At 46.2% G+C, this 26450-nt stretch carries 21 protein-coding genes; 6 read left to right on the plus strand and 15 right to left on the minus strand.

Annotation, left to right across the window (positions count from 1 at the left end):
• Nucleotides 1-241 precede the first annotated feature (241 nt).
• Together AACX38_RS15055 and bla are read left to right on the plus strand one after the other, a co-directional pair.
• Entirely contained in the window at nucleotides 242-2182 is a 1941-nt protein-coding gene (locus tag AACX38_RS15055) for an exoribonuclease II (protein WP_228863057.1), read from the plus strand.
• A 139-nt stretch (nucleotides 2183-2321) separates the two neighbouring features.
• On the plus strand, nucleotides 2322-3224 hold the full coding sequence (gene bla, locus AACX38_RS15060) for a class A beta-lactamase (protein WP_370630593.1): 903 nt from the start codon (nucleotides 2322-2324) through the stop codon (nucleotides 3222-3224).
• Between the two features lie 94 nt (nucleotides 3225-3318).
• On the opposite strand, the gene yciH is transcribed toward bla, so the two are convergent.
• The 4 genes from yciH to AACX38_RS15080 all read right to left on the minus strand — a co-directional run bounded on the left by yciH (nucleotide 3319) and on the right by AACX38_RS15080 (nucleotide 5956).
• The gene (yciH, locus tag AACX38_RS15065; RefSeq protein WP_228863058.1) at nucleotides 3319-3642 is read right to left on the minus strand and encodes a stress response translation initiation inhibitor YciH; all 324 of its coding nucleotides are present in this window, start codon (nucleotides 3640-3642) and stop codon (nucleotides 3319-3321) included.
• Nucleotides 3635-4375: an orotidine-5'-phosphate decarboxylase gene (pyrF, locus tag AACX38_RS15070; protein ID WP_228859978.1), complete on the minus strand. Its 741-nt coding sequence runs from the start codon at nucleotides 4373-4375 to the stop codon at nucleotides 3635-3637. The genes yciH and pyrF overlap by 8 nt, the downstream gene beginning before the upstream one ends.
• Before the next feature lie 84 nt (nucleotides 4376-4459).
• Nucleotides 4460-5629, minus strand: a complete 1170-nt coding sequence (gene lapB, locus AACX38_RS15075) for a lipopolysaccharide assembly protein LapB (RefSeq protein ID WP_228863059.1) — start codon at nucleotides 5627-5629, stop codon at nucleotides 4460-4462.
• A 6-nt stretch (nucleotides 5630-5635) separates the two neighbouring features.
• Nucleotides 5636-5956, minus strand: coding sequence for a LapA family protein (locus tag AACX38_RS15080; RefSeq protein WP_228863146.1), 321 nt, complete (start codon nucleotides 5954-5956; stop codon nucleotides 5636-5638).
• Nucleotides 5957-6469: 513 nt separating this feature from the next.
• On the opposite strand from AACX38_RS15080, the gene ribA reads away from it, so the two are divergent.
• Complete coding sequence (gene ribA, locus AACX38_RS15085) at nucleotides 6470-7066, plus strand: GTP cyclohydrolase II (RefSeq protein WP_193757237.1); 597 nt, start codon at nucleotides 6470-6472, stop codon at nucleotides 7064-7066.
• 73 nt (nucleotides 7067-7139) lie between these two features.
• On the opposite strand, the gene acnA is transcribed toward ribA, so the two are convergent.
• Nucleotides 7140-9830, minus strand: a complete 2691-nt coding sequence (acnA, locus tag AACX38_RS15090) for an aconitate hydratase AcnA (RefSeq protein ID WP_228863060.1) — start codon at nucleotides 9828-9830, stop codon at nucleotides 7140-7142.
• Nucleotides 9831-10105: 275 nt separating this feature from the next.
• Between acnA and AACX38_RS15095 the strand changes: the two genes are divergently transcribed.
• From AACX38_RS15095 to AACX38_RS15105, 3 genes are all read left to right on the plus strand, one after another.
• On the plus strand, nucleotides 10106-10573 hold the full coding sequence (locus AACX38_RS15095; protein ID WP_228863061.1) for a hypothetical protein: 468 nt from the start codon (nucleotides 10106-10108) through the stop codon (nucleotides 10571-10573).
• 522 nt (nucleotides 10574-11095) lie between these two features.
• Nucleotides 11096-12109: a phage tail fiber protein gene (locus AACX38_RS15100; RefSeq protein WP_228863062.1), complete on the plus strand. Its 1014-nt coding sequence runs from the start codon at nucleotides 11096-11098 to the stop codon at nucleotides 12107-12109.
• Nucleotides 12110-12161: 52 nt separating this feature from the next.
• Nucleotides 12162-12539 carry a LecA/PA-IL family lectin gene (locus tag AACX38_RS15105; protein WP_228863063.1) on the plus strand — a complete coding sequence of 126 codons (378 nt, stop codon included), beginning with the start codon at nucleotides 12162-12164 and terminating at the stop codon, nucleotides 12537-12539.
• Between the two features lie 47 nt (nucleotides 12540-12586).
• On the opposite strand, the gene AACX38_RS15110 is transcribed toward AACX38_RS15105, so the two are convergent.
• From AACX38_RS15110 to AACX38_RS15155, 10 genes are all read right to left on the minus strand, one after another.
• Entirely contained in the window at nucleotides 12587-13906 is a 1320-nt protein-coding gene (locus AACX38_RS15110) for a phage tail fiber protein (RefSeq protein WP_228863064.1), read from the minus strand.
• Nucleotides 13907-13929: 23 nt separating this feature from the next.
• Nucleotides 13930-14964 (minus strand): DUF6453 family protein, encoded by a 1035-nt coding sequence (locus AACX38_RS15115; RefSeq protein WP_228863065.1) that lies wholly within the window; start codon nucleotides 14962-14964, stop codon nucleotides 13930-13932.
• Nucleotides 14964-19697 (minus strand): TipJ family phage tail tip protein, encoded by a 4734-nt coding sequence (gene gpJ, locus AACX38_RS15120; RefSeq protein ID WP_228863066.1) that lies wholly within the window; start codon nucleotides 19695-19697, stop codon nucleotides 14964-14966. Before gpJ ends, AACX38_RS15115 begins: the two co-directional genes overlap by 1 nt.
• Complete coding sequence (locus AACX38_RS15125; protein ID WP_228863067.1) at nucleotides 19697-20275, minus strand: tail assembly protein; 579 nt, start codon at nucleotides 20273-20275, stop codon at nucleotides 19697-19699. The genes gpJ and AACX38_RS15125 overlap by 1 nt, the downstream gene beginning before the upstream one ends.
• Nucleotides 20218-20931: a C40 family peptidase gene (locus AACX38_RS15130; protein WP_228863068.1), complete on the minus strand. Its 714-nt coding sequence runs from the start codon at nucleotides 20929-20931 to the stop codon at nucleotides 20218-20220. The genes AACX38_RS15125 and AACX38_RS15130 overlap by 58 nt, the downstream gene beginning before the upstream one ends.
• A 2-nt stretch (nucleotides 20932-20933) precedes the next feature.
• The gene (locus AACX38_RS15135) at nucleotides 20934-21638 is read right to left on the minus strand and encodes a phage minor tail protein L (RefSeq protein WP_228863069.1); all 705 of its coding nucleotides are present in this window, start codon (nucleotides 21636-21638) and stop codon (nucleotides 20934-20936) included.
• Nucleotides 21635-21970, minus strand: coding sequence for a phage tail protein (locus AACX38_RS15140; protein WP_228863070.1), 336 nt, complete (start codon nucleotides 21968-21970; stop codon nucleotides 21635-21637). The genes AACX38_RS15135 and AACX38_RS15140 overlap by 4 nt, the downstream gene beginning before the upstream one ends.
• A gap of 69 nt (nucleotides 21971-22039) precedes the next feature.
• Complete coding sequence (locus AACX38_RS15145) at nucleotides 22040-22306, minus strand: helix-turn-helix domain-containing protein (RefSeq protein ID WP_228863071.1); 267 nt, start codon at nucleotides 22304-22306, stop codon at nucleotides 22040-22042.
• Nucleotides 22307-22362: 56 nt separating this feature from the next.
• A complete protein-coding gene (locus tag AACX38_RS15150) occupies nucleotides 22363-25701 on the minus strand; it encodes a tape measure protein (protein WP_228863072.1) in 3339 nt (1112 codons plus the stop codon).
• Between the two features lie 68 nt (nucleotides 25702-25769).
• Nucleotides 25770-26297 (minus strand): hypothetical protein, encoded by a 528-nt coding sequence (locus AACX38_RS15155; protein WP_228863073.1) that lies wholly within the window; start codon nucleotides 26295-26297, stop codon nucleotides 25770-25772.
• Between the last annotated feature and the right edge of the window lie 153 nt (nucleotides 26298-26450).

The raw sequence follows: 26450 nt of genomic DNA on the forward strand, positions 1-26450 counted from the left end.
ATATTTAAATAAACAACTATATTCATCAGATATTAAATTCAGAGCTAACCTTTGAGTGAATATTCAGCACATTATCTTATATTATTATTGTTACTGCATGATCATCTGTAAGCTGTATAAATATTACTCTCACTAGGTACTTTTTCGTGTTTTGATAAGATGTTACTTGCCCGATACCCTCGATTCGCGTAAAACTATTACCTAAATTATCGATAATAACTCCACAACTCTCCTGATTATTATGTTTCAAAACAATCCGCTGCTTGCTCAGCTAAAACAGCAACTACATTCTCAAACCTTGCGTGTAGAAGGTTTAGTCAAAGGAACAGAAAAGGGCTTCGGCTTTCTGGAAGTCGATGGTCAAAAAAGTTACTTTATTCCTCCTCCTTATATGAAGAAAGTGATGCACGGCGATCGAGTCAGTGCTGCTATTCATACCGATAAAGAAAAAGAAGTCGCTGAACCAGAAGAACTGATTGAACCTTTCCTGACCCGTTTTGTTGGCCGGGTGCAGAGAAAAGAAAACGACAACCGACTATGGATTATTCCTGACCATCCATTGTTAAAAGACTCTATTCCATGCCGACCGTCCAGTCAGGTAACTCATAATTTTGAACAAGGTGATTGGGCAGTTGCTGAAATGCGCCGTCATCCACTGAAAGGTGATCGCGGTTTCCATGCTGAAATAACCGGCTATATTACCCGTGGTGATGATCACTTCGCTCCGTGGTGGGTTACTCTTACTCGCCACAGTCTGGAACGTGAAGCCCCATCAATGGCAGATTGCCAGTTGGATGATGGTTCTCTTGAGCGTATCGACCTGACCTCCCTTAATTTCGTCACAATCGACAGTGCAACGACTGAAGATATGGATGACGCATTGCATATTGTCAAAAATGATGATGGCAGCCTGAAATTATCCATTGCTATTGCCGATCCGACTGCCTATATCAAGGCTGGCAGCGATCTGGACACAATCGCTTATCAACGCAGCTTTACCAACTATCTGCCGGGCTTCAATATTCCAATGCTGCCCCGCGAACTTTCTGATGATTTGTGTTCTCTTCGTCCGAATGCCCGCCGCCCTGCTCTGGTTTGTCAGGTTTCCATTCTGGAAGACGGGCAATTAGGTGATGACATTCAATTCTTTGCCGCTTGGGTCGAATCGAAATTCAAGCTGGTTTATGACGAAATTTCTGATTGGCTGGAAGGTAAGGAAGGCTGGAAACCGGGTTCAGATGCTGTCACTGAACAAATCACACTGTTAAAAGAGATGTGTGAACGCCGTAATAACTGGCGCCAACAGCACGCTCTGGTATTTAAAGATCGCCCTGATTACCGGTTTATTCTGGATGAAGGCGGGAATGTCACTGATATTGTCACTGAACAGCGTCGCTCTGCAAACCGCATTGTTGAAGAAGCAATGATTGCAGCTAACCTTTGTGCTGCGAAAGTCCTGCGCGATAAGTTAGGCTTTGGTATTTATAACGTTCACACCGGCTTTGAACCAACACAGATTGAACAGGTTGTTGACGTACTCAAAGAACACAGTATTGAAACCTGTCCGGAAGCACTTATTGGGCTGGAAGGGTTTTGTGAATTACGCCGTGAGCTGGATAAACAACCGACTCAGTTCCTTGATAGCCGTATCCGTCGCTTCCAGACCTTTGCAGAAATTAAAACAGAACCGGGCCCACACTTTGGGTTAGGTTTTGACGCATACGCCACATGGACATCCCCTATCCGTAAGTACAGCGATATTATCAATCATCGTTTGCTGAAAGCCGTTATTCAACACACTGAAGCAGAAAAACCGGCTGAAGAGATCTGTTTGCAGCTGTCCGAACGCCGACGTGCAAACCGTATGGCCGAGCGCGATGTTGGTGACTGGCTCTATGCCCGTTATCTCAAACCTTATGCTGGCACAGATAAAATCTTTGCTGCTGAGATTATTGATATCACTCGTGGTGGTCTGCGTGTTCGTTTGGTCGACAATGGTGCAATTGCTTTCGTTCCGGGGCCATTCCTGCATTCCGTCCGTGATGAACTTCAATGCAGTCAGGAAACCGGCTCTGTCCTGATTAAAGGCGAAGCAGTTTATCGCCTGAACGATATTATCGATGTGCGCCTTGAAGAAGTCAGAATGGAAACCCGCAATATCGTGGCGCGTCCTGTTAGTTAACACAGGATCAACATAATAGGCTATACCCAATAAAACGGGGATTTCCAGAACATAAACACACTGCCGCTATTATAAGCGGCAGTTTCATAACAAAACTTAAATCATCATTTAATTTCATATGAAATTCCCTACACAACAAATCATCCCTAAATTCATACCCCAATTTATACATGGTGCTGTAACCCTCTTACCTTTGCTGAGTACCCTGATAATTTTCCCTTCTCAGGCATCTTCCGATAACGTTCAGCAAGAGCAAATAATTAAGCAGCTTACTACGTTGGAACAAAGTGCCAATGGGCATCTTGGAGTGGTCTTAATCAATAACGCAGACAATTCAACCATCGGCTATCGCACAAATGAGCGTTTTCCATTATGTAGCACCAGTAAATTTATGGCAGTGTCTGCGCTGTTGAAAAAAAGCGAAACAGATGAAAATTTGTTAAAGCAAAGAGTTAATTACAAACAATCTGATTTAGTTGAATACAGTCCGATTACTGAAAAATATATTGAAACTGGTATGACACTGGCGGAGCTAAGTGCAGCAACTTTGCAATACAGTGATAATACCGCCATGAACCTAATCATTAACCAGTTAGGTAGCCCTGAAAGTATGACAACATTTGCCCGAACTCTCGGTGACACGATGTTTCGGCTGGATCGTAAAGAACCAGAATTAAATCTGGTTCAGCCGGGTGATGAGCGTGATACTTCAACACCTCAGGCTATGGCAGAAAGTCTATATAAACTGACTTTAGGTGATTCCCTCGCACCAAAACAACGTACGCAACTGGTGGAATGGCTAAAAGGAAACACCACTGGAAATGCCAGTATTCGTGCTGGATTACCAAAAGATTGGGTTGTCGGGGATAAAACCGGTCGCTGTGATTATGGCTCAACCAACGATATTGCCGTAATCTGGCCGACAGGAAACCGGGCACCACTGGTATTGGTGACTTATTTCACTCAACCCGGCGATAAAAACGCCAAGGCCCGCCCTGATGTACTGGCAAAAGCAGCGCGTATAATGATTCAGGCTGAATAAGATTCTATAACGGGAATTATGAACACAAGCTATGCCATAAGTCTGTTACATTGCATAGCTTGTGAAGATTGATAAAGTGAGATGAAAAGCTAAATCAGCCACCAGCCAGTTTGACTTTCATTCCTTTCGCTTCCAATAACTGTTTTAGTAAATCGCGTTTATCGCCCTGAATTTCAATCTCACCATCTTTAACTGAGCCACCGCAACCACATTTTTTCTTCAATTCCGCGGCTAGCTTAGCAATGGTTTGATCATCAGCATCAATTCCTGTGATAACACAAACGCCTTTGCCTTTACGCCCGCTGGTCTGGCGTTGGATACGCACAATCCCATCACCCTTAGGGCGAGCCGGTGGGGCTTTTTCTTCCTGAATTCGGCCGCTATCTGTTGAATAAACCAGACGTGAGTTATTATCCATGAACAATCCCGATTGATTCATTAATTTGCTGCAATGCCAATGCCGGATTTTCAGCTCGTGTAATCGGACGCCCGATCACCATATAATCCACACCGGCCTGAATTGCCTGTGGTGGTGTCATAATACGGCGTTGATCCCCGGCATCTGAACCTTCAGGACGAATACCCGGTGTAACCAGTTTGAATTCCTGACCACATGCTGCTTTCAGTTGTTGTGCTTCATGAGCTGAACAAACCACACCATCCAGACCACACTGTTTAGTCAGTTTCGCCAGACGTTCAGCGTGCTGAGCTGGCGTCACATCAATCCCGGTGCCTAACAAATCAGACTGATCCATGCTGGTCAGGACAGTAACGGCAATTAATAATGGAGCATCTTTACCATAAGGTAATAAAATTTCTTTAGCAGCAGTCATCATTCTTTCCCCACCGCCGGCATGAATATTGACCATCCAAACGCCCAATTCTGCCGCTGCGGCTACAGCTCTTGCTGTGGTGTTAGGAATATCATGAAATTTGAGATCCAAAAACACGTCAAAACCACGCTGGTGCAACATACGGACAAATTGTGGGCCATTTAATGTAAACATCTCCTTGCCCACTTTCAGACGACAAGATTGAGGATCAATCTTATCGACAAATGCCAGTGCTGCATCCTGATTGTCATAATCCAACGCAACAACAACCGGTGATTCAACTTGCTTACCTAAAGCTTGACCTGTATGGGATGTCATTTTTTAGCCTTTAATTTTAAAATGAATTTTATTTCGCGCATAAAAATTTTATAAATAAAAAACGCCACCAATAAAGTGACATTGTCACTGCCCGTCTAAACCACGAATGGGTTTAATTGTGTCCCACGAACGACATGAAGGACAATGCCAATAAAGTGAACGAGAAGTAAAGCCACACTTATGGCATCGATAATCTGGTTTAGTTCGGATCTGTTCACCCACCATGTTCCGCAGAAGAAGCAAGCTTTCTTTGGCCCGCCCTTCTTCTGCATCAGCCAGATGGTAATCCATCAGGCGATAAAAGAGACGCATCGTCGGATGACGTTCCAACTGCCGATTAATATAAACCTGGGCTGTATCACGCCCCTCTTTTTGCTCAATAATGTCGGCCAGATGGATCTCTGCAATTGCTCCGCAATTTTCTTCCACGCAACGCAGGATGAAAGCTTCCCACCCTTCCGGCTGAACAAGATCCCTATAGCACTCCTGCAACATCGATAAAACTTCGCTAACCAGTTGCTTATCCTGCTCGAGAACTCGTTTCAGCACCTCAGTTGCTTTGGTATATTCTTTCTGTGCAATATAAATACGGCCAAACATGATCGATACACGGGCACAATTTTTATTCGCCTGAGCAGCTTTATTCAAATACCCGATAGCATCACTGAAACCGTCTTCCCTCATTCCCTGTAGAGCTAATTCACAATAAAAATGGGCGATTTCTTCGCGGAATTGCTGTTTACCCAGCCTGACCAGTTTCTCTGCCACCTCGATGGCTTTGCTCCAGTCACTGGTTGATTGATAGATAGTCAGCAAAGAATTAAGTGCGCTCTCCCGAAAATCCTTTTCATCGATTAACTGAACAAACATATTTTCTGCCCGATCATATAACCCGGCAGCCATGTAATCTCTACCGAGCTGCTGAGTTGCCAGTAAACGCTGTTCAAATGTCAGGGAGGCACTTTCCATAAGGGATTGGTGAATACGGATGGCTCTTTCAACTTCACCACGGGAGCGGAACAGGTTGCCCAGCGTTAAATGTGCTTCAAACGCGGAACTGTCCTCTTTTAACATATCAAGAAACAGATCGACTGCCTTATCCTGTTGGTTCGAAAGTAAAAAATTAACCCCATCAACATATTCACGTGACAGGCGGTCTGCCGATTGTTGCTTATCTTGTTGAGCACTTCTGCGTCCCATATACCAGCCATACGCGGCAGCAATAGGAAGCAACAGAAACAACAGCTCTAACATGGAGTATTATTCCTTGTCCAGGACCACTGGAGCTTGAGAGACAATTTTTGTCGATAATTCAACTGGCTGCTCCAACTGGGTCTCCAAGCGCTTAATTTTACGTTTCGCGCGTCTTAGCGACATGCTGGTGCGCAGATAAAACCCGCCACAAATTCCCCATCCAAGAACAAAACCGATGGCAAATAAAAACGACAGCAAAGTGGATATCGAATAATCACCTTTGGCAATCAAATAATTGAAGGTTACCACTTGATTATTATTTGCTCCCAGTGTCACTGAGATAACAAAAACAACCAGTGCCAGTAATAAGATCAGAAAATATTTCACATTGTTTCCTGTTATCGATTGTTGCTGATTGATATGCCAAATAACAGACATAGTGGCTTGCTAAATTAGCATTTCTCATCTACGCAAAGGAAGTATTTTATTGCACTAAACCAATATTTCACCCTTTTTGTGACAATATTCTACTTTGCTGCCTGTAATTCCGTCACTGTTTTCCGTCGAACAAGCATATCCAAGTAAAACAAATGACTAGATGTATCGCTGTATGTGAATTTTCACCGGCATAAAGGCACCGGATATGTCTACAAAAATATGTTTACAGTTTAGCATGTTAATATTACTGCAAACTGCAATTGTCTCTCCTGTGCTTTATCCAAAAATCCGACATATCTTTATCTACGAACATAAGCATAATTTCTGTTATACTCGCGATGCGTACATGCACTGTAATCAGAGAAAATTTTTGCGTAGTTTTAGCTGATTTCCAAACTGGTATTGTTCTGAGTATCGCAATATTGTCATTGTAACGAGCTAAATCAACATATGAATACAAACATACAGCTAACACGAGTAGCTGAAGCCAAACTGCCCACTCCCTGGGGCGAATTTCTGATGATTGGATTTGAAGAGATAGAAACAGGCCGTGATCATGTTGCCCTTGTGTATGGTGACATTTCTGGTGATGAGCCGGTTTTATCCCGCATCCATTCAGAGTGCCTGACCGGAGATGCTTTATTTAGCTTAAGGTGCGACTGTGGTTTTCAACTCGAAGCTGCTCTGTCACAAATCAGCCAGGAAGGCCGGGGTGTTCTGCTGTATCACCGCCAGGAAGGCCGCAATATTGGTCTGCTGAATAAAATTCGGGCCTATGCATTGCAGGATAAAGGTGTTGATACTGTCGAAGCGAACCATCAATTAGGTTTCGCTGCCGATGAGCGAGATTTCACTCTGTGTTCAGACATGTATAAATTACTGGGTGTACGTGCTATCCGTCTTCTGACGAATAATCCGCAAAAAATGGAGATTATGGTCGGAGCCGGCATTAACATTGTCGAGCGTGTGCCGCTTATTGTAGGGCGTAACCCTAATAACGCTTACTACCTTGATACAAAAGCGCGCCTGATGGGGCATCTGCTGTCCAAATCCAGCTAATTTCTTTCTACAGAAAAGAAAATAAAAACTGCGTCGGTGTGGGCGCAGTTTTTCATTTCAGCAATGCTTATTTTTACTTCAACATATTGCGGATAACATAATGCAATATGCCGCCATTATAGAAATAGGCGAGCTCTGTATTGGTATCAATTCGGCAATGGGCATTAACCTGAGTTTCATCCCCACTAGGGTAAGTAATTTTCACAACAATAACCTGCCCAGGCCTGATATCATTCAATCCGCCGATATCAATGAATTCATCCCCAGTCAGGTTAAGAGTTTTACGAGTGATGCCCTGTGGAAACTCCAGCGGTAATACCCCCATGCCAATCAGGTTGGAACGGTGAATTCGTTCAAAAGATTCCGCAATAACCACTCTTACACCCAATAAGCTGGTTCCTTTAGCCGCCCAGTCACGACTGGAACCGGAGCCATATTCTTTACCAGCAATAATGGCAAGCGGTTTTTTCTCTTCCTGATAACGCATAGCCGCATCATAAATAGCCAGTTGGCTTTGTGATGGGATGTGGCGCGTATATCCCCCTTCAATACCGGGCACCATTTCATTACGAATACGAATATTAGCAAATGTTCCACGCATCATAACTTCGTGATTTCCGCGCCTTGAACCATACGAGTTAAAATCTTTCGGCGCTACTCCATGATCCTGTAAATATCGCCCAGCCGGACTGTCTGCCTTGATATTCCCGGCGGGAGAAATATGGTCTGTTGTTACTGAATCACCCAAAATAGCCAGAATATTAGCCTGATGGATATCCGTTACCGGCTCAGGCTCCTGTGTCATGTGGCTAAAGAAAGGCGGAAGACGTATATAGGTTGAATCCGGCTGCCAGGAATAAGTGGCTGAACTTTCAACTTCCAGTGCTTGCCAGTTTTCATCGCCGTCAAACACCGCACTATATTCCTTGTGGAACATCTCGGTTCTGACTTTTTCCACTGCTTCAGCAACTTCCTTACTGCTCGGCCAGATATCTTTAAGATAGATATCACGCCCCTGCTGATCCTGCCCAATTGGTTCACTGGTCAGATCGCGCTTCATACTACCGGAAAGAGCATAGGCCACAACCAACGGCGGAGAAGCCAGCCAGTTAGTTTTGACCAATGGATGAATACGCCCTTCAAAGTTTCGGTTACCGGAAAGTACGGCTCCGACTGTCAAGTCAGACTGTTTAATCGCAGCCTCAATCTCATCCTGCAACGGCCCTGAATTACCAATACAGGTAGTACAGCCGTATCCCACTAAATTAAAGCCTAACTTTTCAAGATAAGGCATAAATCCGGCCAGATTCAGATATTCTGTTACCACTTTAGAACCCGGAGCCAGTGACGTTTTAACCCATGGCTGCCGTTGTAACCCCTTCTCAACCGCTTTTTTAGCAAGTAAGCCGGCTGTCATCAATACACTGGGGTTGGAAGTATTAGTACAAGAGGTAATAGCTGCAATCACTACCGCCCCTTCCTGCAAAGAAAATGTCTGATTATCTACTGTCACAGGGATAGATGATTGCAGCCCCTGCTTTCTATTAATATCCAGATCCATCGAGGACTGGAAGGCATGTGGAACCCCACCCAACGCGACTCTGTCCTGAGGACGTTTTGGCCCTGCCAGACTAGCCTCTACCGTAGACATATCCAGCTCAAGACTGCTGGTGAAAATTGGCTCATCTCCGGCATGACGCCATAATCCCTGCTGTTTGCTATAAGCCTCAACCAGCGTAATTTCATCTTCACTGCGTCCGGTTAATCGCATATAACTCAGGGTAATATCATCAACAGGGAAGAAACCACAAGTTGCACCATATTCCGGCGACATATTGGCAATCGTCGCCCGATCTGCCAGTGGCAAATCAGCCAAACCATCGCCGTAAAATTCAACAAATTTGCCGACCACGCCATGTTTACGCAGCATCTGTGTGACAGTCAGCACCAGATCAGTCGCGGTGATCCCTTCGCGTAATTTTCCTGTCAGCTTGAAACCAACCACATCCGGGATCAGCATGGAAATTGGCTGCCCTAGCATTGCGGCTTCGGCTTCAATTCCGCCAACGCCCCACCCAAGCACACCGAGACCGTTAATCATTGTGGTATGAGAATCGGTACCAACCAGTGTATCTGGGTAGGCAAAATCCTTTCCGTCACGGTTTTCATACCAAACCGCCTTGCCTAAATATTCAAGGTTAACCTGATGGCAAATACCTGTTCCGGGAGGAACAACCCGGAAGCGATTGAAGGCTTTTTGCCCCCAGCGTAAAAATAAATAGCGTTCATAGTTACGCTCCATCTCAATCTGAACGTTCTCTTCAAACGCCTGCTCAGTGCCGAATTTATCCACCATGACAGAGTGGTCAATCACCAGATCAACCGGTGATAAAGGATTCACCTGATCTACATTGCCACCAAGCCTTAAAACAGCCTCTCTCATTGCCGCAAGATCCACGACAGCGGGTACACCGGTAAAATCCTGCATTAATACACGGGCGGGACGATAGGCAATTTCCCGCTCAGCATGCCCGCTCTGTTGCCATGCCACCAGCGCTTTCAGGTCATCTTCAACAACAGAATCACCATCAATATTACGCAAAAGGTTTTCAAGCAGAACTTTCAGTGATTTAGGGAGGCGGGATATTTCACCCAGTTGCTCAGATAACAGAGGTAAACTGTAATAATGGTAGGCCTTACTGCCAGAAGTTTCACTGCTAATGGAAAGTGTTGAGGCACAGTCCGTTTTCAATTTAGACGACATAACTCCTCCATTTTTATATTTATGACCAGCTACACCCTATGAATTTCAATTTGAAAAACGACGGATATATATGATTAAACATAACATACTAGTAGATAATTGTTATTCAGCTTTCACATATTTTGCCAACCCGCTGTAATTCCTCACTTATTGACAAAATTTAGTGATGACACCCACAAAATAGATATGTTCTATTGATGGCCGGAACTGATATTCAGCGCCCCGAATATCATCATCAACCCTATTATTGTTTATTAACTATTGGAAGGCGAATTATGGATAACGAAATTATTATTAAGCGTGAAAATTATCTAAACCAGATAAAACAGGCTGAACAATTTTTTTGTCATAATATTGAAGATCATTTCACTCTCTCTGACCATCGATTCAGCGATACTGATGGCTTAGTTCAATTTGTCATTGCATCACAACTCAATGATAAATATAATGTTATGAAGAAGATGGACGATATAAAAAAAACTCAGATAGCCCTTTCTTCTATTGCGACTGATTATATTATCAGATACTCCGATACCCGTGGCCGACAGTACAGAACAGATGTCCAGTTCTGGGGTGATATTATGGGAAAGTTGCCATTAATGAGTGTCAGAAATATTGAAAAACAAACATATCAACATGTTATGAAAGGTTTTTCTATCGCAACCAATTTATTACAGCTGATCATGGATATCGTTGTTAATAATAACATTAAATTTATCTCATTGTTTTTATTGGTAAAATAGAGGAAAGATAAATATAATTGTCCTGTATATTGTCCTGTTTATCAAAAACACCTAACTTTAGAGCAATATTTCAGCAGTTCGATCTTAGCATGATGTCATGTGTTTTATGGAGTTCTTTGCATCATATATATAGAAGGAAATTCAACCTGTTTTTTACCGTGCCTTGAATAGATGACTTTATAGACAAGGGTAGCATTTCCATTAATTAATTGCTTTACACGGAGCTTTTATTAAGGCTAGAAAAAGGAAAAAGTAACCCGACTTTAGCTGAAAATAAAAAACCTCCATTAGATAAAGATGAATATTTATCCAAATTTCATCAACCATCTAATAAATTTCATTAATTCCCCGCCTGTCATTTTATGTCATCCTGCCAACAAAACATGCTGCCTATCAAATATTAGTCAAACCGTACTTTCCCGTATTGATGAACCCTTTTATTGATGTTCACCGGCGGAGAAGTCTCCCACCGCCTTCATGTTATTTAGCAATGTGTATTGTTGATTAGATGAGGGAATGAATATGCAAGACAAAAAGCCAGATGTACCTGTCTCAGACGAGAGTAATCTCGTGATCGTTACAACGCCAGAATATGTCAAAGAAGCTATTGCAGAACACGCTGCGAGCCGTAATCACCCAGATGCTACGCTGCAAGATAAAGGATTTGTTGTCCTGAGTAATGATGTTAGCGATAGTGAGACAATGGCAGCAACACCAAAAGCAGTGAAAGAAGCGTATGATTTGGCGAGCACAGCAAACAACAATATCGATACTCGTTTAGCAAAAGACCAGAACGGTTCTGATATTCCTGATAAAGCCAAATTCGTGAAAAATATTGGAGCAGCGACTCAAGAATGGGTAACCAATAATGGCTCTGGTTTCATTAAAGGATGTCTGATTAATCCTGCTACCAGCAATGAATTTACATCATGGATAACGTCACTACCCCCTGGTGGGCACGCATTTCGTTTTCAAGCCAATAATGCTGGAACAGGTTACTCATGGTCATGCGGTTATATAACCAGAATGGGAGATACTTGGGCTGGGTTCGTTTCAGCCTATAATGACTATGGTGTTGCCATCATACATGGTAATGATGGTGGAGGTAATACGAAAGTCAGTCATCTATGGACAGATAAAAACGCCACCGTAGTTAATGGTTACTTAAAAGCAGTCTCCCCTACCATATTCATTCACCCTAATGGTAAATTTACTTCCAACGACGAATCTGTGAGCATCACTGCTGAACACCTGTCAAAAGGCACTTACCTCATTAAAGGCGTTAAAGGATTTAGTAATGATGGAGCGGTAAGCAGCATCGATATCCCACGCTGTCAGAACGATCTACCAATGGTTTGGGTCAACCATGAAGTTCTACCCGATGGTTCCATCAAATTAATGACCTACCACCGTGAACACTCAGACGCTCCTGCTTTCGCCAGAAATATACGTGAAGGTTACGCTGACGGTGATTTGATCGATATTCCCGATGGCAGATTTGTTTCTGTTCGGGTGCAAATGCCTGACACTAAATAATCACAATCTTAATTCTTCTATCGCTTTCAAAATATAATTTGGAGGTAATACTATGTATGATTGGTCTGGAAATGTTCCTGCTAACCTTGAGCAAGGTCAACCGACAGGACTTGTACTTCAAAAAGGCGATGTTATCTCTGTTATTGCTTCGGGATGGGTAAAATATGCCTCTGACAATCGACCAAATCCGTGGGCTGCACCTCAAGGGCTCGTAGGTATATCGCCTGAAGCGCGATATAGTCTAATTGCAAAAATTGGAGATAAATCCTACGAAATTAGTAATGGTGTGCTTCACAAAACAGTCCCTACCAATGGTGAGTTAATACTCTTATTTTTCGATTTCCCTGGTGATTTTGGTGATAATTCCGGTGACTTTTATGTTAACGTTAAAATTGAGTCACGTTATTCTCTTCTCGATGAAATAAAATAAATAATCGCAAAGATAACCCGCAATTTTTTTGCGGGTTAATCATTTCCTTACTCCACCGGTTCAGCCTGATCACTATCAGTGGCAGCCTCGGCCACCTTCTGCTTCACATTCCACACCGAATTCGCCGGCATCTGGACACGGACATCCAAACGACAGCCTTCGGGAATATCACACGGCTCACCGTCCTGATAGTACACCTTTTCCCCGTTAACAATTTCTTTTATCCGCTTGTTCTGAAAGCGTGCCGGTAAATGGGCATGCTGACGGTGAAACGTCTCAATCGTGATACTGCCGTCCTTGTTCACCTTGTCATCAATATAAATAAGTTCCAGTCCGTTGTTGTTCTTCGGCGAGGTAATACCGCCATGCACACCCCATGCACCATCCGCGTTATAGCCTAGTACGCCCACGATCTGATAATGGCCGAGACTGAGTTTAGAGACGGTTGCCCCCTCGGATTCATCGTTGGTGGTAAATTTACCTGCCGGATGAATTTGAATGATAGGAGACGATTTTCTGTAAAAACCATTGGTATCTGCCTTTGCGGTGATACCCTCAATCAAAATATCACTCCACGGGGTCCATTTGTTGCCTTCATAAACATTTCTGATTCTCATCCGTGAAGCATTGTATTGGACATGAAGCTGAAAACCATACTCATCACCCGCGTTCCTAATGTCTATACCTGCCCCATACATTCCCGATGAGTTGAGTGCACCTGCATATCCATAGAAGGTGCGGTTTGGTTGAATGAGGTTAAAGTCTTGAATCCCTCCACCGGATGAACCTACCTGATATTGTCCACATGAAAACTTGCTATCCAAAATACTATTCAATCCCAAATTTCCAATAAAGGCCGATTTATTCGGAATATCTGCTCCGTTCCTGGCTTTTTCGAGACGATTATTAACATCTCCCTGGCTCGCTTTTGCTACCAGTTCTTGCCCAATATGAACAATCGCTTCATTCATCGCCTTTATCGATTGCAGTGACACCGTCTGTCCATTCGGCAGTGTCACATTCACCACACTATTTTGCGTCATCCACTTATCCATATTCTGCAAGAACTGGATGATATTGCTGTTAATAGCGCACATATGCCGGACACCATCGGAGATGGAATTGGGCACCGTCGTCTGGATCTGGTAAGTGGCGTTATTCAGCGTGGTTTTAGCGTTATCTGCCAGTACCAGCTCGGTATCGGAATTCACTGCCTGTATCATATGCAGCAAATTACTGCTGCCGGACTGGATAATGATCACCTGCCCCGGTGCAATGCCGTTCAGGTTATCTTTAAATTTTGTGCCCGTGCCACGGACAATCGCCGAGCCGGACACCGTGGAAAGTGTGCCTTGTGTGTAAATCATGAGAAATTCCTGAAAAAAGAAAATTAGAAATAGTCGTCGAAGTTAATCGCGTAGATGTCGTAATTGATGGGTTTATAGCTGAAGCTGTTCGCCTGAACATATTCAAAATCCATTTTTCCGGCTTCATTCACCGAAATAGTGCGGCCTGAGAAGCTGAAACCGGAATCGGCAAAGCGCCAGCGATTTCCCCCAATATTCCTGACCAGCTTTGCCAACCGGTTAAGATGTATCATCGGGCGGGCAATATTTTGAGCTGAACCGCTCCCGTTCCGAACGGGGATCATTTCGCCTAAGAAAAACGGCGAATAATAAGATGAGTAAGTCATCTCCCCGGAGGCGTTATATACTGCTACGCCCACATCGGGTTTCCTGAGGGAGAACCCGCTGGAGAAAATCACAACAGAGACCTCGCAGGGCACGTCATTGTTCATTATGACTTTATCGTGATTCATACCAACAGCGGCCCCTGATGTCTCCGTCCGGGCAAACACCAGACACTGTTCTCGGTTCGGGATAGCATCCGGCACCCGCCATTGTCCAAAGCGACCCAGATTAACTTTGCCACGGTAAACGCAGTAACCCATCCGGTTCTGATTGGACAGGGTAGCAATCCCATTCATGCCCGCCAGTTGAATGCCAAAGGATTCTCGATGCTTGGGATAGCCACACACCTGAATAGAGAAATTCTGGTCGTGTTCAAAAAAGGGATCAAACCAGCCGGTGACATTGCCATACCAGTCGGGTTTACCATTGGGACTGTCACTGTATTCAAAACGCAGATACTCCCCTTCCATGCGGATGTTATGGATTCGGATATCGACAATGGCAGAGACGTTGCCATCCTGCCCCACCATGACCGTTTTGGTCGGTATCAGGACAATATTAAAATCTTTGGCTTCCGGGATGTGGCGGGATTGTTGCCAGCCCTGCTTACGGTAATCACCGTGCAAATCGACCGCTATTGTGCGTATCAGACTCAAGGTCTGCGCGCGTTCTGAATCCAGTCGATAAGGTTTGCCGCCATCGCCGGGGTGAACCAATAACCCGATGTCACTCATTAAATTTCTCCTACCTTGACCCTTAACACGCCATTGCCATCAAACACCGCCAGTCCGGTATTATCGAGAGCAATCCTTACTCCGCCTGATGTGCCTTTCATCTCAAACGCCCCGTTCTTCGGCAGATTCCAGCCACTGTGCGGCCAGTTATCTGAGCGCAGCCCGTCAGCAATTTTTGCCATCGTAATGGATGCATCGTTGATTTTGGCCCCGTCAATGACTGCCGTGCCCAGAAAGGCTTCCTTGATAAACACCTGCCCGTCTTTCACCATAAAAACCGATTCCAGCTTGCCATTAGTGGGATTGACCACCGTAAACTGGTTGGCGCTGACGCCGAAGTGGGTTTCCACCGTGCCGTTTTTCACCTCAGCACCGATGACCATACCGGATTTATAAAACTGACCGTTAAACCAGACGCCCGCCCCGATATCCTTGATGGCATAGCCATTGCCGTCGATATCAAACACCGCCGTCGCTTTCTCGCGGATAATGGCAGACTGATTATTAAATTGTGCCTGAGTACGCTGTTCACTGTCCGCCAACGCTTTGTCCATTTTGGCAATCGCTTTCTGGCTGTTCTGAATACTGGTCTTGACCTCGGTTTTCACGTCATTCTTGACGTCCACAATATCTGCTTTAACCTCTTTAAAGGATTCAGCCGTCGCCGTTTTTTCATCCGCGAAGGCGCGATCTACTCGTGAGATTTCGGCTCGAATTTGTCGCTGCTCACCCGCGGCTCCGCTGGCTTGTGCCGCCAGTTGCAGGGCAGATTCCGCCTGTGACAACTCCTGCGTGGTGACGGTTTGGTTTAATCGGGCTATCTGAGCCTGCTGGGCGTCATACTGGCTTTTTTGTAACGCGAGGATTTCAGAGGAGGCTTTTTCAAGATCAGCAATGAGGGTATTTTGACCATCAACCTTACTGCTAATGGAAGCGAGCTTACCGCCCTGTTTATTGATACCATCCTGTAACGTATCATCCCCTTGCTGAATCTCAGCCCTTAACTGACTGCTCGTTTCCACTAAAGATTTATCGGTTTCGGATTGGGCCTTTTTGACTTCAACTATCGCCGCCTCGTTATCATTAAACCGCGCTGATATCTGTAATCCCAGCTCAGTCCGGGCTGCCGACTCTGCGGCGATGGCTTTCTCGGTTCTGACAATTTTAGCCTCGGATGCCAGCTGCCTTTCGTTAAATCCATTGAACTCTGCGGAGGTTTGCACGACAGACTCAGCCAGTGATGCCTCAACCGTCGTCAGGGTGCTTTCGACCCGTCCAAGACTCGCTTTCTGTTCTTCGTACTGACTGTGTTGTTTTTCCTGCAATTCTGTCGATGTTTTCTCAAGATCCGCGATCGCCGTTTGCTGCGCAGTGAATGCACTGCTGATTGAGGCTAACTCACCGGCCTGCTTGTCGATTTCACCTTGTAGCCCTTTATCACCCGACTGAATCTCAGCCCGCAGTTGCGAGGTGGATTCCGTAACAGCCTTGTCAGTCTCAGATTGCGCGTGCTTAATCTCAACAATGGCAGCCTCTGACGCTTCGAACTTAGCCGCGATCTGAATCCCCATCTCAGCGCGCGTTGCCGACTCTGTGGCAATAGCCTTCTCGTTCTTAATGACCTTAGCTTCTGAGGTCAGCTGGCGTTCATTGAACTCATTGAATTCAGCCGATGTTTGCAGTATTGATTCCGCCAGCGCCTTCTCGGTATTAGTGACGGAGGTCTCAATCCGGCTGAGGTCACTTTTTTGTGATGCAAACTGGGATGCTGTTGTCTGCTCGAATTTCGCCTGCGTCTCAGAGAGATTGGCTATCGCTTCCGAGTGATGGGTGACACGCCCTGCAACGTCCTGTACCCCTTCCTCAGTCTCCTTAAGGGAAGACTTAACCTGATTCAGTGCTTGAGAGAAAGCCGCTTCTTGTGTCGCTTGCGCTTCTTTAACCGCCAGCGCTGCCGCAGTATTCTCCGCAACCTCAGCACTGATTTGTTCCTGAAATTTGGCGTGAGTTTCTCTGTCGTTAGCCTGAACCTGTTCAAGTCGATAAATTTCAGCTTTGCGATCAGCGGATTCCTCTACAACTCGTTGACTGACCTCTGTGGTGAACCGAGTATTTTCTAACGTCCCCTCAGCAACATACACCAGCTGATCCTCAAGATTGACCGTTTTGTTGCTCAGTTGGTGAGTGGTGGATTCCAGTTCAATCGTCTTATCACCCAGCGCCTGTGTGACCTTCTCTATCTCCCCAACCTTGTCTGCATTGTGTCTGATGTCTTCTGCCAGACGTTTCCCGCTTTCAGAAGACAAAAATTGCTGACCGGTAATGTCTAATATCTCTTTGGCCCGATCATCCGGCTTGCCCTGCGCTTCGACAAAGTGCGATTTACCGAATTCATTCACACTGCGGACGTAGAACCAGTAGGCGGTTCCAGCTTTCAGTCTCCCTTTTGTCCAGAACTTGGCAATCCCCAGAAAATCGGCTTTGGTTTCAATCTCGTTGATATCAGGGATTGACCTGTCTGAGAACCAGAACTCAAATTGGGTATCCAGCGTCTTGGGGGCACTGATATAGGGGATGGCTTTCAGCTCAAAAAAGCCCGGCTCAATCGTGATAACGGAAGGGGCAGCCGGCGCACCAATCACCATCGGCACTTTGGCTTCATCACCCAACATACCGTTGTCGTCACGGGCACGGACACCGACCGTATATACCCCTGCTTCCAGACCACTGAAGCAATATTCCAGCTCTTTGGTATTGCCGTGCGAAACCACTTTATTGTCACGATAGACCATGACATCAAAGGTGATCGTGCGGTTGAACGTCATCGTCGCCCACATCGCACGGGCCTGCACCTGCGTACTGTCCTGAATATAAGCCATGCTCAGGCGTTCAATATTGGGAATCCGGATCACGTTCTGCGTGGCAGGCGTCCCCTGAAAATCAACCCCGTTCTCAACAACCGCTTCTTTCTGGGGTTCATGCTGAATACAGGTAAAATTGTAATGGCCTGTTTTGGTGTCTTCGGCAATGCTCATAACCCGGAACAAGCGGGTGACCAGTGATCGCTTGGCGATGGAGAACACGCCCCATTGCCGCAATCCCGCAGGTACGTCTTTCAGGGTGACCACATCGCCACTGACAGATTCAATCTCCACCCGGACAAACTGCCCTTCATTGCCCATATAGGAGAAATAAGCGGATTCATCAGAGGCAAACTCGGCGGGCGCATCAAGACGCACTTCCTTACCGGAGAAATTCAACACACGCCCACCGATACGCGCAGCGGCGAAGGTGTTATCGGCAATTTCCACAATGTCACCCGGTATGCAATTAATCCCCTCACGACCGGTACTGAACGTCACGGAATCTGTTTCGAGCTTTTCGGTTTCGATGATCCATCTGCCGACCCGGTGCGCCTGCCCCCGGCTGGTACACCCAAAAGCGGTTACCTTTTGAACATTCAGGCCCAGACGGTCAACCAGCGCATCATCCTGAATCAGCTCCCGTTCTTCTTTCCAGCCGTTATCCGGGTTCACCCAGGTGACTTCAATAATCGTATGCCGGGCTTTCTTTGCCGCTGCACTGTAGTTAAATTTGCCCTCGACCACGTTGGCATTCGTGAATGTCCAGACCGGATCGGTGGGTCTGTCCTGAAAACAGGTCAGTTGCAGTCCGCTCCAGACCTGCATGCCCCGAAAGACCGAAGCCAGATCATCCAGCACATCCCGTGCCTTACGCTGGTTTGCAATATAGGCATTACAGGTAAATCGGGGTTCCATCCCCCCAAAGCCATCCGGCACAAGCTGATCACAATATTGCGCGATGGCATACAGGGCGAATTTGTCACAGCCAAACGATCCCATCAGCTTCCCGATGCCATAACGGGTATTGGTCACCAAATCGTAGAATATCCATGCCGGGTTATTGGTGTAAGCAGGCTTAAAGCGCCCTGTCCAGACGCCTTTATACTCCCGCGTCTCAGGGAAGTAATTATCCGGTACCTGCACAATCATGCCCTTGATGTGATAGGTCCGCTTAGGCGTATCAGCAAACAGTGAGCGGTCAATGCGCATTCCCACCACCGCACTATTGGGATAGCTCATCAGGGTATCGGTAATTTCGGTATAACTGGCCCAGACCGTGCCATTACGCAGCCGGTCGCTTTTACTGTCCTCCGTTAAGCGGGACACCCGGATCTGAAACGGCTTTTTCTTCGGCGCATCAATAGTGTGGGATTCCAGATATTGCCCACTGATTTTTGCCGGGCCGATATGCACAAACTTGGCGTTATACCAGCCAGAACCGTCATTCACATCGATAGACAGTTGCACCGAACTGTTTTCCTGATTGCCCTTATCATCGGTCTTAACAAGCTGGCTGACGCCCACGGTAAACCTGATCCTGTCCACATCGCGGTTCGATACCGATCGGAGTATCGGCATGTCTTTCTTGACTTCAACACTGACCGGAATTTCACTTTCGACAAACGGATACTCGCTTAACGGCTCCTGCGATTGCGTCCCCGCCCGCCACTGGACAGTGACGCCGTGGATATTGGGATTACCGCTCTTATCAACAACAGGCGTGCCGTTAATCCTGAACCCCTGCAGGCCACCGACCGGCCCTTCAATCTGTCCCTCACTAATCAGATCAACAATGTTCAGAAACTGCTTATTCTTCAGATTATCATCCAGCAGTTTCGGGGTACTGCCCTTGCCGCCACCTTTAGCCATTATTCTGTCTCCAGACCCTGAGAAATCACGTTCGACCCCACCACCAGCTCACCGTAAGCAATGGGCACCGGATAACCCTGCCCGATACGGTTTTCCAGTGAACTGAAATAGCGGTTGCCCTCGGTTTTGCTGGAACCCATCGACGGACTCTCCGGCATTTTGGTCAGCATGGTCGCCATCCCAGCCGCCAGCAGGGCCACCCCCGCCATCGCCAGCCCCGCTGTGTATGCACTCCACATGGCAATCGACGCTCCGCCCGTCCAGAATGCCGCAGCAATCGCCACCACGCCCAACACCGCCATGCCTATCCCCGCGCTATTTCCGCCTGCCCCCCTGACCACCGGCACAATCGTCACGGTATCGCCGTCATTCAGCGGGTGATTCATACCTGCCGAAATGGATTGTTCTGTCATATCCCGCCCGGCAATGCGAATGCGGAACTGTCCGTCAGCCAGCGCCTGCTGAAACCCTGTTAACTGATAACACAGGCACCTGACCGCTTCTGCTGCATCACGCACCTCTAACTCATAACGACGGCCAAATCTTCTGAGATGGCCTCCAAGCTGTAACCTGACCATTGTGGATGTCTCCAGACTGAATGTGTGTATTTGAGCCAGTAACCGCCGTAAACATCGCGCTTGCTGATGCGATCTGGCCTGTGATGCAGGATTTGCTGATTGCCGAGGTAAATCGCCCCGTGACAGGGCGTCTGACTCCCCAGACAAATGAGAATGATGTCGCCGGGCTGGATCTCATCCACCTGCTCAAAGCCCTGACTTAAGCTGTTATCGAGATAAAGGTTCTGCCCCGCGTTCCACCACGCATCGTCACGGGGAATATCGTCTAATTCAATGCCTGCCAGATGATAGGCATCGCGGATCAACGAATAGCAATCCTGTATTCCGTGGACAAATGCCCGGCCTAATAAACGCGGCACCGGGCGAAATTGGTGCACCCGATCACCACAAGCCAGCCACCACGGCAGGCCCATCTTGAGTTGCTGCGTGCGGTCGACGGTACTTAATCGGGGCTTGCCATTGGGGTGACTGTGCACAATGGCCTCGATATCGGCAAAGCACTCTGCCGTTATCCAGTCATCCGGGTTAATCTCGAAATAGTGCTCAGGATCCGATGAAATATTACGGCACGGGAAATAGCGGCCACCGGCAATCAGGCCGCACGATTCCCTCACCCCTTCCGCTTTCGCGTGGGCGATAATGTGGTGTTCAATCATGATTAACCTAACTTGTTAGCGCCTAAAAAGCCGCCAAAGGGCATAGACAAAGGACGGGGATAACGCAGAGTGCAACCGCTGTATTTCTTTGAGCACCGGTCTTTCAATGGGTGAGTGGTGGGCTGGTCTTTTTCATCCGCCACCGGTGGGCCATCATAGCCACAATCGGCTGAACGGTACTGCCAGCAACAGATGTCGGCCTGAATCACCCGCGCCGGAATCAGCACCCCGTCGGTTTCACTGGGTAAGGCCAGGATATAGGTCACGAAATCCGCGTTCGCATCCTGCTTCTGCTCTATCAGGTATTTACTCACCGCCTCACGGGTCGGATCGGCCTGTGGGTTGCCATTCGGAAAGTTGACCGCATCCAGATACAACTCCGGCACCTGACGGCGGGTGACGACCGCGCCCAGCGCATCATTGAAATCCTGATTGATGGCAGTCAGCAAGCCATTGATATTGGCAAACACCATTTTCGGACGGGAACTGGGGCCTTTTCCACTCATCTCAAACCCGGTCACCTCCACCGGATACGGCTCATAGCGCAGCCCCTGCCAAATCACCGGCTGTAACTTGCCGTTCATACCATCATGGAAACGGTAGATATCGCCACCAAACATCGTTAAATCGATTTCATACAGATTCAGGATCGCGTTCTGGCCCAGTTCAGTGACGGCAACCCGCATTGCTTTCGGAATATCCCTCATACCACGATCTCCTCAAACACACAACTGACTGACCAGCGCACCCGATGGCGGTTGACCGTCCACGAACGACACACAAACGTGCGTAACTGATTATCGTCACTGGTTAGCCAGACAAACGATTCCACCGCACCCCGTGCGCGTAAGAACGCATCAATCGCCCGCCCTGTATCAGCACTCCCGGCAAAATTAAGCTGGTAGCGTTTTAACTGGTTATTGATGCCATCTTTGATGCGCTGCTCGTAGCCATCGCCAAACTTAATTACTTTGACCCGCGGTTCATGGCTGACCTCATAGTTATCCTGCGGTCGCCAGATAAATTCTGGTTTTGTCATATTTCACCCATAAAAAAACCCGCCGAAGCGGGTTTGTGCAATTACGTATCCCATAGAAAGGGATTGCGGTTAATCCAGTGTTAACTGTGTTGGCCTGCATTCATAAAGTGCCGCCAGTTTTTCCAAGGTAACCTGACGGGGGCGTTCTGCTTTTTCAAACTGGGAAACAGCAGCTTGCTTTACACCCAATTTTTCAGCCACTTCGGTTTGTGATAAACCACGATAGATACGCCATGCCGCATGGAGGGTAATTTCTTCATCCACCATGATACTGACGACTTCATGAGGGATAGTTTCATCATCATGAGTGCCTTTGGTGTAAGGGATTTCCGCCATATTATCTCCAGTATTGTGTTAACCCTGATATTAAACAACAGGTTATTGATATTATGCTACTGATTCAGCATACCACCCGGCCTACTCTCATCGGTCAGTACATCATAGATAGTCTTCCTGACCATGCCCGACATCATCCGTGCATCTTGCTCAGAGAAGTTGCCCTGTGTCTGAACATTAAAAGAGATATTAATACTGCCCACAGAAGTACCACCGCCGCCCTTGCCCATCTCTCGGTTGCTGACGACCTTACCCCTGTCGCCCGGTATCATGTACTGGTGACCGTTATTGGCTTTGAATATCTCCGGCTTATTGTTTTCCCCAATCCGGTATGCCCCGTTCGGACTGACTGGCCCACCATTCTTACGCGCCCCCAGTAAAGCAATCATAGCAGGCACTGCGGCTGTCATGGCTGCCATTCCGACAGTCGCGGCTGTACCCATTGTGGCAACACTTTGCGCCGCAGCCGCTGGAGCCATTGCTGTGGTGATCGTCGCACCTGTTGCCACCGCTTCCACCTTAGCGGCAGTATTGGCGGCCTTACCGATGACCATGTTCTTGATTTGTTGCATTCCCATCTGAACCAGTGCAGAGACCGCTTCGTTGGCGATAGTTAAGGCCAGATTGCGCATGGCTTCATCGGCGGTCTGAGTACCGGTTAACAGCCCGGTGATGGCATTGGCGGAACGTTGCCCTAATGCATCCAGAGAATTAGCCAAGAACTGATTTGCCTCACTCTGATTACGCCATATCTCCCATGACGCATTCAGGCGATCTTGTTCGTATTTGGTATTGGCCGCATTCATCAGCTCAATACCACGTTGCGTCAATTCACCCTTTTCCGTTTCGAATTGGCGGATCATTTCCAATTGTTTGGCATGACGGTTTGCGAGTTCCTGAACGGGATCAACTTGTGCAGTGAGTTCTTGTTGAGGGGTAACAATTTTGTTTGCTTTAGCTTCGGCAATCGCTTTTGCGTAAGTAGTAGCAATTTCCAACCGGCGCCGCTCGTATTGTTCTTCGGTGACTAAATCACTCTTAAGCTGACGTTCCAACTGCTCGCTATCCAGTTTTCGGATTTGTTCTGCTTTGGCAAAAGCATCTTTTTCAAGCGCGGCTTTCTTATCCTTATGCTGTTGGTCTATTTTATATAACGCTGTTGCCGCCTCTTTTGCCTGAGCAATTTGCTTTGAGGTGGCTTTTTCACCCAGCGCCTTAACAGCATCATACTGAGCCATCTGAACGCTTCCCTCTTTATATCCGGTATTGAGACGTTCTAAAGCTTCCTTTTGGCGTTTTAGTGCTTCTGTAGCTTCATCTGTTGATTTAGCAGATTTTTTGTTAGCTTCTTTCCCTGCGGCTTCATTTTCCCATATTTGTGTATATACCTCTTTCAACCGAGTAATTGCTCGCTCATCTGTTATTCCAGCATCCTCGGCGGCATATTTTCCTTGCTGTTCAGCTCTCGCTTTTCCTTCCAGTTTACTGAGGGCTAATCGTCTTTCAGCTTGTTTTATTAATTTTTCGCCTTCTTCGCCACCCCAATCTAACTTAATTTTCAGGTACTCTGCATTAAATTCCTTTTGCTCCTGAATTGCATTTTTTAATGAAAGTCCATAACTACGCCATGCTTGCTCTGCGCTGGGTAATACACTTCTGGTGTGCGCGGTAAGTAGTTCAGCACCTTCAAGCAAGGTTCCATTCGCTTTAGCATCTAAAATTCCTGCAGCACGTTTAGCATTGTTGTAGTTATTGTATGCCTTTTCCGTATCACCAATAGCTATATTCAGTTTATCTTGAGCTTGAGAAAGAAGCCTCGAGGCTTCCGATTGCTCTTGTGAGCCATCTTTCGCTTCTTTCAGTTGCTTTGTGTATTTGTTTACTTCTGATTTAGCTTTTGAATATGCAATGTTCGCATCTAAAAGGTTATTACTAAGTTCAGGAAGTGCTTGCCTGAGTTTTGATGCCTCGGCCATTAACTGTACCCGATTCATCTCCCTCATTTTTACAAGAAGGTTATCCACTCCTTCTGCAAGATTTTTTGCTTCTTCGCTCGCTTCTTTTGCTTTTGAATGGAAAAAATAGAGAGCACTGGCAGCCAACATAGCCGCTCCCGCTGGCCCTCCTACCAATGCAAGCGAGCCTTTAAGACCAGTCAATGCAACATTGGCAGCTCTATTTGCAACCACTGATCGTTCTGTAGCTGCTATTTCTACGTTTTTAGCTTGAGCATATGTTGTTGATGTAGCTATTGCAGCAGATTTTTTAGCATTAAGGTTATCCAATGCAAATGCCTCAGCCGCCGTTCCTTTTGCTACGTTATACTCAGCCTGGGCAAGGTTTAATGCAGATACCGCTGCATCTCTATCTGCCCAAGCCTTTCTCGTCGCTGCTTGAGCTGCATATAATGTATTTTGAGCTGAAATCTGGGTCGCTCTCGCCTCACCAATAGATGCTGCTGCACTCTCTAATTTGTTTTTCGTTGCTAATGTCAATGCCCCAACAAACCGAGATCCCATCACAGCGGCTGCCACCAAAACCACATTGGATACGGTTTCCATGTTATTACTGAGAGAAATAATGGCATCGTTAAATGCATTAATTCCAGACTTGATGGTTGCCGACTCACCAAAGAACTTGGTCAGATTATTACTGGCAACCTGCATTGCCTGCCCCATTGTCATAGTAGTTTTTGTAAATTCTTTAGCAATCGCATTCCCTTGAGATAATAACCCCTTAACTACTACGTCAGTGGTCAATTTTCCTTCTGCGGCCATTTTACGTAGCTGTCCAATATTCACGCCCAGCGAATCTGCCAAAGCTACCATTATACGACTGCCTTGCTCTGCTACAGAGTTAAATTCTTCACCACGCAGAACACCCGAAGCTATACCTTGTGATAGCTGAATAATCGCGTTTTCAGCTTCTGTCGCAGTTGCACCAGATACAATAAATCCTTGGTTGATAATTTCCGTTAGTCTTGCTAAATCCTTTGCGGATGTGTTGTATTCCCGCGTTCCTCGCTCCAAACGACCGTATAAAGTGGCGGTTGCATCTAAGCTGGTGCGAGTATCTTGTGAGATCTGAAACACTCGATTAGTCACATCGATCAACTGCTCATTAGCGCGAACAGAGTTAACCAATTTATTGCTGACTACCGTCCATGCTTCAGCATAAGCAGCTACTTGTTGAACTGATAATGCAGAAGTAAGAGCAGTGGCAACTTTAGATACTGAGGATAATGCCTTTTCCGCTCCCTGAACTGCTCTACCTGTCTGATTAAAGCTCTGCTCCATTCGATTAAGGCGCTCGTCAACTTGACGCTGCGCTGTCAGCAATTGCGCTACATCCATTTGCACCTGATAAACAAGATTACCTACACGATGCTCTGCCATTTACTAGCTCCTTAAAAAAGAAAACCCCGCACTTGGCGAGGTTGTAGTTAGTCAGTAAGAAAAATAAATTATTTTTCAGGTTTGTAATTAATCATCATCGTTAAATCAGATGAAAATGGCATCTTATGAATAGACATATCAATCTTGATTCCATCTTTTTTGTATTCAGCCCGATAACCATCACAATTATCTTCGTTATCACAAGTGATACTCACATCACTCTGCTCGACTGGTTTACCATATTCACGAGATAAATCAGAAATAGCTTTATTAAATTTAATATTAAATGAAGAAAAATCATTGTCGCCGTAGCCATTTCGGCTACTCATATAAGCACTTATTTCGACCAACTGATCATTAATAAAACTAGCGGAATATATATCAATCCACTCAACAGCTTCAGGGGCATTCCTGAATGTGCATTCAGTGATTTTCTGTTCTTGAATATCTTGTTTTTCCGTACATTTAAATTCTTTTAATTTTAACTCGACCAATGAATTAATATTCTGCCCCCATTCTAATCCAAAAGGAGCATCTGGTCGTTTATTACACCCCATCAGCGACAAAACAGCGAACAATATAAAAATTAATCTCATAAAAAGGACTTCCACATCATTAAATTTTGTTCATGATACCAAGTGATTAGAGCAAAAGAACGCAAAATGATATGAGCAAGCAGGGAATCGGGCGGAGCACATCCAAATTTAATTTGATAACGTAACCTAATGAATTAACAAGACGTTATCCAA

This window comes from Xenorhabdus sp. PB30.3 (genome assembly GCF_963895965.1).
Lineage (GTDB): Bacteria > Pseudomonadota > Gammaproteobacteria > Enterobacterales > Enterobacteriaceae > Xenorhabdus > Xenorhabdus stockiae.